Annotated in this window: 10 protein-coding genes; 7 read left to right on the top strand and 3 right to left on the bottom strand. The window is 37.0% G+C overall.

Going from position 1 to position 11741, the window contains the following annotated elements; translation table 11 throughout:
- The first annotated feature begins 916 nt into the window (after positions 1–916).
- The 4 genes from OQZ33_RS09900 (at position 917) to OQZ33_RS09915 (ending at position 4843) form a co-directional block, all read left to right on the top strand.
- Complete coding sequence (locus OQZ33_RS09900; protein WP_265798881.1) at positions 917–1489, top strand: hypothetical protein; 573 nt, start codon at positions 917–919, stop codon at positions 1487–1489.
- Between the two features lie 436 nt (positions 1490–1925).
- The gene (locus tag OQZ33_RS09905; protein ID WP_265798882.1) at positions 1926–2960 is read left to right on the top strand and encodes a DUF4365 domain-containing protein; all 1035 of its coding nucleotides are present in this window, start codon (positions 1926–1928) and stop codon (positions 2958–2960) included.
- A gap of 114 nt (positions 2961–3074) precedes the next feature.
- On the top strand, positions 3075–4235 hold the full coding sequence (locus OQZ33_RS09910) for an AAA family ATPase (RefSeq protein WP_265798883.1): 1161 nt from the start codon (positions 3075–3077) through the stop codon (positions 4233–4235).
- Positions 4235–4843: an HNH endonuclease gene (locus tag OQZ33_RS09915; protein ID WP_265798884.1), complete on the top strand. Its 609-nt coding sequence runs from the start codon at positions 4235–4237 to the stop codon at positions 4841–4843. The genes OQZ33_RS09910 and OQZ33_RS09915 overlap by 1 nt, the downstream gene beginning before the upstream one ends.
- A 47-nt stretch (positions 4844–4890) precedes the next feature.
- Here OQZ33_RS09915 and OQZ33_RS09920 read toward each other — a convergent pair whose 3' ends face one another.
- Both OQZ33_RS09920 and OQZ33_RS09925 read right to left on the bottom strand, forming a co-directional pair.
- Positions 4891–7449 carry an AAA family ATPase gene (locus OQZ33_RS09920; protein WP_265798885.1) on the bottom strand — a complete coding sequence of 853 codons (2559 nt, stop codon included), beginning with the start codon at positions 7447–7449 and terminating at the stop codon, positions 4891–4893.
- Between the two features lie 44 nt (positions 7450–7493).
- Positions 7494–7952: a hypothetical protein gene (locus OQZ33_RS09925; protein WP_265798886.1), complete on the bottom strand. Its 459-nt coding sequence runs from the start codon at positions 7950–7952 to the stop codon at positions 7494–7496.
- Between the two features lie 157 nt (positions 7953–8109).
- Here OQZ33_RS09925 and OQZ33_RS09930 point away from each other — a divergent pair, with 157 nt between their 5' ends.
- Entirely contained in the window at positions 8110–8274 is a 165-nt protein-coding gene (locus tag OQZ33_RS09930) for a hypothetical protein (protein ID WP_265798887.1), read from the top strand.
- A 120-nt stretch (positions 8275–8394) separates the two neighbouring features.
- Here the strand turns inward: OQZ33_RS09930 and OQZ33_RS24480 are convergent, their stop codons facing one another.
- Entirely contained in the window at positions 8395–8619 is a 225-nt protein-coding gene (locus OQZ33_RS24480) for a helix-turn-helix domain-containing protein (RefSeq protein WP_416338748.1), read from the bottom strand.
- Positions 8620–8992: 373 nt separating this feature from the next.
- Between OQZ33_RS24480 and OQZ33_RS09935 the strand changes: the two genes are divergently transcribed.
- Positions 8993–9805, top strand: coding sequence for an RNA polymerase sigma factor (locus OQZ33_RS09935; protein WP_265798888.1), 813 nt, complete (start codon positions 8993–8995; stop codon positions 9803–9805).
- Between the two features lie 750 nt (positions 9806–10555).
- Positions 10556–11650, top strand: a complete 1095-nt coding sequence (locus OQZ33_RS09940; RefSeq protein ID WP_265798889.1) for a hypothetical protein — start codon at positions 10556–10558, stop codon at positions 11648–11650.
- Positions 11651–11741 lie beyond the last annotated feature (91 nt).

The raw sequence follows: 11741 nt of genomic DNA on the forward strand, positions 1-11741 counted from the left end.
CTATTTCTGACAATCCTTCCAATTGATTTTTTTTACGCCAATTCACTGAGGCCGGATAGCGTGCTTCGCAATGGTAGTGCTTAGCTATTGCCCGTTACCCACAACCCTAAGCGAGCTACCACTGCCCTACACCTTCCCCGTCATTGCGAACCCGATCCTTCATCGGGCGTGGCAATCTCCTGTACAACTTGTCATTCCGACCTGTACCGGTTTTTATCGGTGGGCGAGAGATCTCTTGCCATAAATTCCAAACGCTCAAACCTTGCCACGCTTAGCCAGCGTATGGCTTTTACCTTTCCCTTGATGGAAAGGTAACCAAAAATCAAGGCTGCACTGAATTCGCTAAAAATCAAATCTTCGGATTGGAAATAAAAGAACTCGCTTCGCTCAAACAGCTTTTATTTCTGACAATCCTTCCAATTGATTTTTTTTACGCTAATTCACTGAGGCCGGATAGCGTGCTTCGCAATGGTAGTGCTTAGCTATTGGCCGTTACCCACAACCCTAACTCATCTACCAATGCCCTACACATTTCGCTTCATTGCGAACCCGATCGTTCATCGGGTGTGGCAATCTTTTTTAGTATAGTGTTTGTACATCCAACTCACACTGAATTGGTATATGTTGACTTCATTTTAAAGGTGCGGACCTTTGATTTAAAGCAACCCATTATCTGCCACCCTACCTACTAACGTATCACCAACGTAGCACCGACGGTAGACCGACGGCAAGCCAACAGCCCAAACTGCCAATTGCGACAAATACAGACAAATAGTGCATAATAGGTACAAATGCAACGGAACCCGCCAAACGCGGCGAGCCATATTTTTTTCTACTCCATCTTTACACTACGCAAGAATACCGGTAAAACAAGATTGCAAATTTTAATTAATCACATTTTAAAAACAGCAAAAAAATGGCAAAGTCAGAAAACAACGAAGTAATGTATGGTGCCCGCGGTAAAGTGGGCAACCTATTGGTATTTAAAAATTTTGGAAGCAACCAAACGGTAATTGCCAAAAGACCAAAAAAGACGGAGAACCCCGTATATTCCGCAAAACAGCTGGAGGCAAAGCTTAAATTTAGAGAAGCGGTGGTTTACGCCAGAGGCGTGATCAACAACCCAGCTTTGTTAGCCGTCTATCAGCTATTGGCTAAACCCGGTACCTCGGCCTACAATTTAGCCTTGGCAGATTATTGCAAAGCGCCAGAGATCAGCGTAATTGATGCCGACAACTACCAAGGGCAAATCGGTGAGCAAATTAGGGTAAGGGCTATAGACAACTTTGGACTTACCGAAGTAAAAGTGAGCATTTACGATGCCGCAGACCTCTTATTAGAGAGCGGCTTGGCCACCCAAAGTGCCAACAGTGTAGATTGGTTTTACGAAACCACTACCTTAAATAGCAGTTTGGCAGGCACCAAAATTACTGCCGAAGCTAAAGATACCCCTGGCAATACCACGCTAGAAACACTCGTTATTGTTTAGCTTAAAGCCCATTCCCGAACTAAGCATCGGGATGGGCTTTAAGTCTTACCTATTGATTGCTGCAACCTCCTTCATCCGCGTAATTGCGAACCATAATCCTTCATCGGTTGTGGCAATCTCCTTCTGGCTAGTAATTTAATACTCCTCAACCCTTGCACAAGTTACAAGAGTGCACTGGCATGGGTTTAACTCATCGGATTACAAATCCGCCTTTATCATTAGTTTGAGATGCCCTGCGGAACATCTAGAACAGCTGAGCAATGGCAGAGTTTGATGTTAAGTTGAAGGAAATTAATCTTGTATAAGAAGCTATTAATTATATACATATAAATGTAAAAAACAACTTAAGTAGGTTATTTAAGATTTTAATTATATTTTAGGACAACAGCATTAAGATAACCATTAAATTAAATATTAAGTTAGCGCAAACCATATAATGTCAGAAAGAGATTTTGACACCCAACTTACTGGACAAAAGGCCTTCATAGAGGCTCAAAAAATTATTCAAAATTCAGGTCATTTCGTTCAACCAGTTGATGGAAGCATTGATAATTCGATAGATGGTTATATCCGTCTTAGAAAGAAAACAAGAATCAAAAAGAATATTAAGGGAAAAATAGTTAGGGGAGTCACGAGAGTAGAAACAGGTAACTTAATTGGTTTTCAGGTTAAAGGAGTATCAAAAATTCCCACTAAAGGATCTAATTCATATTATATTAATGTTGCCGATAAGACTAAATTTGGGATTAATTTTCAGTCGAAAGAAAAACTTGATAAGCATAAAGTTGTTTGGCAAAATTTTATAGGCCCTGTAATAATAATATTTGTAGACTTGGAATCCAATAAATGTTGGTGGGGAGATACACAAATCAAAGAGTCGTATTCAGAAAATGGCTATTCAATGATTATCAAAAAGGAAAATCACCTAAATGATGAGGCTTTTAGGGAAATTAAGAGATTAGGAGGAGAAAAATTTATTTCAAGTATGGTTCAAAAGATCGACACAAAAGATCATAATTTTGAAACGCCATCGATAGTGGATTTAAAAAACTCTGCAAAAAAAATCTACACTAAAATTAGTTTCGGTGTCGGTAACTACCCACTAATAAATAACAACATCTTGGGAGACATAAGATATTCTCAAAGTGGATGGCAGCACATAACTAGAAAAAATAGAGGTAAAATGAGAATGATTAACTCATTAATTTTACTAAGTGTTTCTTATATGATCTGTAAGGAAGTAAAGAACTTCACAAAAGTAAAAAAGGGAACACCTAGGGAAAGTAAAAGATATATTAAAAAAATTGACTACTTAACTCTTCGGGCCGAAGTTAAATTCAATTATAGGCAATCATCCATTATACAGGTAGTATTAAGAAGAATTAAAACCTTTGATAAGCAAAACACACTACATTCAATTCCTGATAAAGTATATTTCCATTCGGTATATGAGCCTTTTAGGACAGAATAAGGGGCTCTTGATTTCGAACGGCGATTCATCTGCAAGCATTCTTCGACTTTTTGAAAAGTGAGCCCCTTATTTCAAATATATGTTTAATTCTGAAATTATAAATAACTTTAAACAATGTACTCTGATCAAATCGCAATACCGCAAGGTCTCCTAAGTGATAATAATTTAGATGAAGATATAAATATTCTTATAGGCGAAAATGGAAGCGGAAAGAGCACCTTACTGAATGCTATTGCACGGCATTATATTTTCAACACGAGAAGAAAAGTTATCGCATTGGCTAATACCATCCACGATAAATTCAATTTTAAAAACCCTCGTTTTGAAATCCTGCGAGCATCAACAGGTAAAACAATAGCTAAAAAAACTCTCAAATCGGCTTTGAAGCTCCTCGTTGAAAATGATAATAAAAGACAAAGCAGCATTGCAATCGCATTGCGTTATGTAAATTTCGATCCAGTTGTAGGGATAAGAGTAAAAGGTATCAAAAGGAATTTTGAACAAATAATTGACAACGATGCACAATTAACAGAAAAGGCGAAAAGTGATATTTCATACTGTCTTTCGAGGTTCTTAAGAGAAACACCATATAGTAACGACATCCATAGGATCAACCTACATCACTCTGATTTTTACGATTTAAGGGATTCTTTTCTGATTACTATCTTAATCTATGAAAAAGAAATTAAATCACTGAAATTGATTAGTGATATAGAGGTTTTTCTATTCAGAGATCGACAAATACTTCCATTAAATAGTGCTAGTTCAGGCGAACTTACGTTAATAACTTCATTATTATACATTGTGTCCAGTATTTCCAGTCACGCAGTGATCTTAATTGATGAACCTGAGAATAGCCTTCATCCAAAATGGCAAACTGAATATGTCAAATTGCTTATTGACCACTTCTATCGATATGAACCAAAAATAATTATCGCTACGCATTCACCCTTAATAATCAATGCGGCTGAAATCACATCCTCAGGGGTTACAGTTTACAAAGGAAGTAATGGACAATTTGCAAGTCAGTTTAGCGATTCCCAAAATGTTGAAGAAATATATCAGGATTTTTTTAATGTCACGACCCCTGAGAATAGATATTTATCGCAAGAAATTGTCAAACTCATGAATTTACTTGCAGCTGGGCAAATTGATATTGTCCGATTTGAACTTGAAATAAATGATTTTAGAAGATCTTCTTATAGTGACGACCAAAAAGAGGTTTTGGATGGGATTCTTGAAATGGGTCAGAAAATAATTGAAAGTAGAACCTAATGCCAATAACTGCTGAAGACTTGGTAACAATACAAGAAGCGATTGACCAAGGAGGGAAAATTTGGGAAAATGAGATATTGGTAGATATCAAACGCCGGATAAAAGTACATTATTTAACCATAACTGATGAGCAATGTTGTTATTGTAGGAGAGATATGACAGATGAGTTTAATATGGTTATTGATATAGAACATGTTTTGCCAAAATCACTTTATGGTAACTTCATGTTCCGGCTTTTCAACCTTAGTGTCTCCTGTAAGCGTTGTAATATGAGGATAAAGGGTAATAACATTGATTTTTTGTTAGATGCAGAGGGAGTTCAATTGAATGCACAGGATCGTTTACAATATCTGATTAGCCATCCGAATCTTGATGAGTATTTTGAGAATATAGAATACTTAGTAAATACCAGGAATAATAAAAAATCTGTCAAGTATATAAAACTTTCGGAAAAGGGAATTTACACATATAATTATTTTGAGCTTGAAAAACTTGAGGTTGACACGCTTAACAAAGCTCAAGGAATTGATATTTCAGGCACAGAGCTTTCAGAAGATATTTCTCCAGAGATAGCAGTTGAGAGCAAAGAACTATTAAAACGAATATAGAATTTTTATTAAACCTAGCAAGAACCGCTAAAATACGGACGAACATTCTATTTAGCCTGAAATGCAGTTCTGATTTTCTTATAACTTTCAAAATCTGATTTCAAACCAAAAATACTCGGTGTAACGTGCACCCCATCAGGGCTACTATGGCCATCTATAGACGTACAGCACTTTTCATATAATTCATTTAGATCACCTTTTAGAGAGTCGATCTTCGTACCGTCAATTCTCAGCAATGCTGGAAAAGCGACCCCTTTTCTATAACGTATAATTGTATTTTTCAAAACATCTTCTTCTACACATACCTCTATAGCTGCTCTTAGGTGACCGTATCCTTCAGATGCTAATTTTTCTTCGCTTAAAGATTTATCCAAACATTCTAATACCTTTTTGAGCTTGTTGATATAGAACGTATGTGAATTAATCCCTTCCACGTCATCTAATATACCCGTATCCCCAAAGTTATTTTTAACTGCATAAAATGTAAAATCAATTCCCTGCTGGGCATTTGTGGGTAACTTTGATTGCTGGAGTAAGCTGTTTAGCAATAAGATACTATGCGTGAAAATTACGACCTGTCTATTTTTAGAAAGCTTAATGAGCCTTATCGCAACATCATCAATAATGTTATGATCTAGGCTATTTACTGGATCATCAAAAACAACAGGAGCTTTAGTATTATCCAAATCAAGTTCAGTCAAAAATTCAGCTAGGGCAATCGCTTTTTGTTCTCCTTCGCTTAATATATCGGTTAGGGTATATTGATTGATCTTCTGACTAATTTTGGAATTTCCCTTATCGGTACCAAAGCTTAGATCAATTTTTAAGTGTGATTTCCCAAATGCTTTAAGTTCCTTCTGAAAGGTTTCACCAAAGTTCTGGCTAATCAATTCTTCCCTAGCTTCCGTTGTTTTTCTACTTATCGAAGCTGTATTAAATTCGCTTGCCTTAGAATTTAACAAGGCTAAGTTTTTTTTATTGAGTATAACTTTCTTGATTTCTACTTCATTGTCTGCAAGCATTTTTCTATCTTTCAGTTCATTTATCTCCGTTTGAATAGCAGAGACTTGTTCAGCTATAGTTAAAAGCGCCTCATTTTTAATTTTAAGCGTTTCCGATAGAATAGATTTTTGATCCTCAAGCACCTTGATGATTGCCGAATAACTTAAATCAAAATTAATCTCTTTAGATAAGGTATTATTAACAAAGGCGTCTTTAAGACTTTGTATTTTTTTGTTAAAAGAATACAATTCAATTGGCTGAATTACATTTGATTCTGTATCAATACCAAATGAAGCCTGATTTAGTATTATATTACTTTCAACTAAATTGATTTTATTGATTAATTCTGTTCTGCTTTTATTGGAATTCCTAAGATCAGTTTCTGTAGTATCGTTCAAAAGTTTTTTATAGGCCGATAGTAATTGTTTAGCTGGTTCTTCCAAGGGTTGCTTGCAGTAAATACACTCGTCGCCTATTTTTGGATAAGGTGGTTCGAGTAGATTGATGTAGTTTTCGGCTGAAATAATAAAGTTTTTGAATTGCTGTGTTTCATAAAATTGAATATCATTAGCTTCAGCAATCTCCTTCAATCCAACTTTACTTTTTCCTTGAAGTGAAACGATTGTTTCATTTAATATAATCAGACCATCCCATACAGTTTTGCTAAAAATTGCTTGAGTACCTTTAATTTTTGATACCACGTTTGTTAGTTCCGAAATTTGGGTAGTGAGGTTTCGTATTTGCGTAGTTATCAATTCTTGGTTTAATCCTTGTAGGCTTTTCTCTTTCTGAATAATAGCATCCAAGATATTCGTTGGGAATTCAGATAATTTGGCCAATTGCTCCTCGCTTGATTTATCAGTGAGACCATTGATAAAAGTATGTTGAGCAGTACCCTCATGTAAGGTAGCAGACCAAAGAAGTGTTACAGGATATGAGCTTTTTTTAACATTCAACAAGTTACTTAGTTCGACTAGTTCACTTGTTACAATATTGAATAAATGAAAACCAATTGGAGAAACAATTAATTTACGGTCAGTTAAAGATATTTGGACACAATTATTGTTAAATACTGAAATGTTAGACAGAGAAGATTCTACATTACTCCCATTCCAATTGAAAGTACTGCTCAATCCATTTACACTAAAATCGATTGTTGCTGATTTGGGTTCGTTTACACCATATATGTTATGGTGGATGGTATTATGCACATCATAGCTAAAACCCAGTGTCTTTAATATTCTACCATAGCCTGTTTTCCCAGTACCATTTTCTCCATAAACAACTGTTAAATTGTTAGCGAAATCCATTTTTTGGTTTTTGGCTAACCGGTTTACACCAGTAACGTTAGATAAAGTAGCTAGTTTTATTGTTTTATCGGTGGATTTAAAAATAGGTTTATGAACAGTAATCGCAGCCAATTTCCTCTTGGTTCGCAACGAATCAATAAAATGATCAAAAACCTGTTCCCTTTCAGAAATAGACAAGGCAGACTCTGTTTTCACAATATTATCAATCAGGAGCTTTGCCCAATCTCCTTTTGGTTCAGCCCATTCCCATAGGAAATCGATAATCTCTTTTTTTGCAGTTGTTGTTGATGCCATACTCGATTCTATTTGATTTTAACTATGCAATCCTTCGAATAAGATTAAAAATAATTTTCAGGATAAAGGAAACTAGGCAAGTGCCTACGAATAAGGCCTGCTTGGGCTTTATAACCTCTCTTTTCTAATTCAAGTAGAAAAACAGGCCAGGGCGGTATGTTACTTTTATAAATATTTTGTGCCGAAGTTGACATTCCTCCCCCAACAGAAGAGGACAATCCACCATAGAGTGATGTTGATAATCCACCATATAATGACGTAGATAGTCCACCATACAATGACGTAGATAATCCGCCATACAATGAAGTTGATAATCCACCATATAAGGAAGTTGACATACCTCCATATAAAGAAGTAGACATACCTCCATATAAAGATGTAGACATGCCTCCATATAAAGAAGTAGACATACCACCTCCTATTGATGTGGATAATCCACCACCAATTGCCGTACTTAAGTTTCGCGGCCATGTTTTCATTTCTTCTATGAATGGTCTACTCATAATTTTGTGTTTCAGTGACTTAATACATTTGCAATGTAAATCAAATTCGGCTGATCAGCTAATAAACTTTTTAACATGTAATTAGTTCAATTAGATATTTCAGACTAAACCACAATTATATTCATTGTAATTTGACTGCAAATAGAAAAATATAATTATGAAAAGATCAGTAACTCCAGAAATGGTTATGCAAAATTTCGCAAATTATGACCGCAAAGTAGATTTAGAAACGGCTGAGAAGGTTTTAGACCTTATGTATGACCAATCTGAACTTTCTTTAAAAACAGAAATTGAAGTGAGTGATTCGGTGACTCACTTTTAAAAATCATACCAGCTAGCTGAAAATTGAACGAAGTTCACGTGCCAGCGGGATCAAAACTATGTCTATAACTACCTTTAAATCCATAAAAAATAGGCGGTTAATCTGATATTTTTTCAATTCCTAAAAATCAAATAAATCCCTTGGATCAACCTTCAGAAATTTAGCATAAATCGAAACGTGACTGATACTCGTATTCACTTGCCCGAGTTCGGTTCTAGCAATCTGACTTTGAGACACCTCAGTAAGTAATGAAAACTGTTCTTGAGATAATCCCCTATCTTCTCGTACCTGTTTCAATTTACGGCCAAATTTTTTGATAAACTCTTCGTCCTTTAAATACTTCACCTAACAAATAGACTGCAATAAAACAAAATAATTAATAGCAAATTTGCTATTAAGAATAATCCTTCTTAAATTAGCTTTATGAAGAAATAACAGAATAAAAAATAAAATTGCAGTTCAATTATCAGTAAAGGAATTGCTAACATGCCTCGCAACTAAATCTGACAGTTTATTCCCGCGAAAGTAAGTTGAGCAACCAAAACCCTATATTTGCTATAGGGTTGGTGCTCACTTATGCCTTTTGTGGGAGCCCTTCTCAACGGAAGGGGGCTTTGTCAGAGCCAAGTTACATTAGACTAAGTGAGTTGCCAGCCCTATTTTTCAAATTGGCATCCACTTGTTGAGGCTTATTTAATATTAAATTAAATGAGAACATATGGAACCCTCAAAAACAAAAGTGCTGCCAAAGCACCAACACTATTTCAGTATGTTGCTGGCAGGCAATGAAAAGGGCTTGGCGTTTTTCTATCAGCTTTTCTACCCTTCATTATATTACAGCGGCCTCAGGTACATTAAAGACGATGTAAATGCAGGTTGCATTGTAAACGAGGCTTTTCTGCGGCTTTGGCTTACCAGAAAAAACATGAGCTGCCCCAGCCAAATAGAAATCTTTTTGAGGAAACTCACTTCCGATGGTTGCAAGGCTTATTTTAAAACCTCCAGCAACAGGTTTCAGCGAAACATGCTCCGGCTAGATGAGTTAGAGAACTACCAAGAATTTATGGCAGGTTATGACCCAACACTCGAAGAGGAGGAACAATCGCTTTACCAACAGGAACCCGAAGCCGATATTAAAGAGCAATGGCAAAAGGTGGAGGCGGTACTCCCCAACCTCTCGGCTGAGCAACAAATGTTCGTCCGCCTGTGTATCAAGTATGCTTTTGATTATGGGCGTATCGCATGGCACATAGGTGGCATCTCAGATTACCAAGTGGCCAGAAAAGTAGAGCAAACGCTGGCTTGCCTAAAAGCAATTATTACCGATACCCAAAAACTAGAAGCAGTGGGGCAAGTCAGTAAATTTAAGTTCGAGGGCGATCTGAGTGAGGAGAATACGGCCATTATGCACATGCGCTACCAGTTGCAATATAGTTTTAGAGAAATCGCAGCCGCACTAAAGTTAGATCAAGGTTATATCCAACAGGCATTTGTTACGGCATCACTAAAGATTAAAAAAATTAAACTGTAGCTAAATTATGTCAGTCTTGACGTGTGCCGATTTTACATCGGTAGCGTAGTCGAAGACCGTCGTTAATAGAAGTAAAATAAAAAACAGCTGTCCTTCGACAGGCTCAGGATGACACTTATTTAATAAAAATCAAAATAAATGACGGTTTTCCGCAGGTATAAAGATATGAATCATGCATGTCCCCCTTTGGAGAGTTTACTCCGATCTGTCGGAGGGGCAGGGGGAGGAATTAAATAATTGTACTGATTTTCAGCTAGTTAAAATAACGTCAATGGTAGCGTAGTTGAAGGAATTATTTTTTGTTTTTGACTGAAATAGAAAGTCTTCGACTACCAGCCACGGCAGGCAGGCGCTCAGACTGACACAAAAAGAACAGAGTGCCAATGCCCGGCATAGCTTGTGCCGATTAATCGACAAGGGCGGGAAAGACTGTGTAGTGGGCAAATAAATTGGCTTAATGACAACTAAAAAAATTAGACATGAAAAACACAAATATGAAAATATGAAATGTCAATACGGTTAGGTCGCTAGCTTCGAGCACCGCCCTTAAACTAGCTTAAATCGGCCTTGGCCTTTGCGGCTGAGAAAACATTAGCCAAAGCAGAAACTTTAAAAGCAAAGGGCGCAGCCGACGACTTTTCCTCCATTTTGGTCGTTCAAAATGGAGTGCCAATGCCCGGCATAAGGGCAGGAAAGACTGTGTGGTGGGTGAATTGATTTTTTTACTACTTGAATATCTAAAATTAACTTATGAAAAACACAATGGTAGTCACCCGTAAAATCCAGCTGTTGATCGATTCTAAAGATCAGGAATTCATCAAACAGACCAAAGCGCAGCTTTACAACTGGCAATGGATCTGTTTCCGTTCTGCCAACATGATTATGAGCCATCAATTTATTCAAGAACAAGTAAAAGATTTCTTTTACCTCACAGAAGAGATTAAATTTAAAATTGCCGACCAAAAGAAGGAGGAAAATGGGATTTTGAAATCATCAAGGCAGAATACCACCTACAGGTTGTTGTCTAACCATTTTAAAGGTCAGGTGCCTACCAATATCCTCAGCAATTTAAATAACTCACTGCTCAGTAATTTCAACAAAGAAAAAGACGCCTATTGGAAGGGAGAAAAATCACTCCGAAACTATAAGCGCAACATCCCCCTGCCTTTTGGCGCCGAGGTGTTATGTGGGCTGAGCCATACCGCAGATAACAGGGATTTTTCTTTTAAACTTTTCCAAATTCCTTTTAAAACTTATCTGGGTAGAGACCGGTCTGATAAGAAAATGATGTTAGAAAGGATTAAGAGCGGGGCCTTAAAATTACGTGCCAGCCATTTGCAGTTAGACGGGGGCAAGGTATACCTGCTTGCAGCGATAGAAATTGAAAAAGAACAGCATGCACTTGATGCCACAATTATTGCAGAGGCTTCCCTTTCCATAGAGCATCCGGTAATTGTAAAGGTGGGTAGTTTAGAACAGGCCATTGGTAGCAAGGAAGAGTTTTTACACCGCCGGCTGGCGATACAGGCAGCCATACAAAGGGTAAAAAAAGCCGTGCCCTATAACCGTGGGGGCCATGGTAAAAAGCGCAAAATGAAGAGCCTGGAAGATTACCAACACCTTGAAAAAAGATATGTGGAGCAGAAACTGCATGTATACAGCCGGTTGTTGATCGATTTCTGTGTTAAAAACCATGCAGCTACCCTCCTTCTGGTAAACCAACTGGAGAAAGAAGAAATAGCTAAAGACGATCAGTTTTTGTTGAAGAACTGGAGTTATTATAGCTTAAAGGAAAAGATTACCTACAAGGCAGCAAAAGCTGGGATACAACTTATTTTAGAATAATTTTTTAAAGTGGCTGCCTGCGCAGCCTTAGGGTGAGGTTTAAAAAAGATCCACTAAGCTGATCTTTGGATCGGAAAACGCAGTAGTTGGG

It is taken from the genome of Pedobacter sp. MC2016-05 (genome assembly GCF_026239735.1).
GTDB lineage: Bacteria > Bacteroidota > Bacteroidia > Sphingobacteriales > Sphingobacteriaceae > Pedobacter.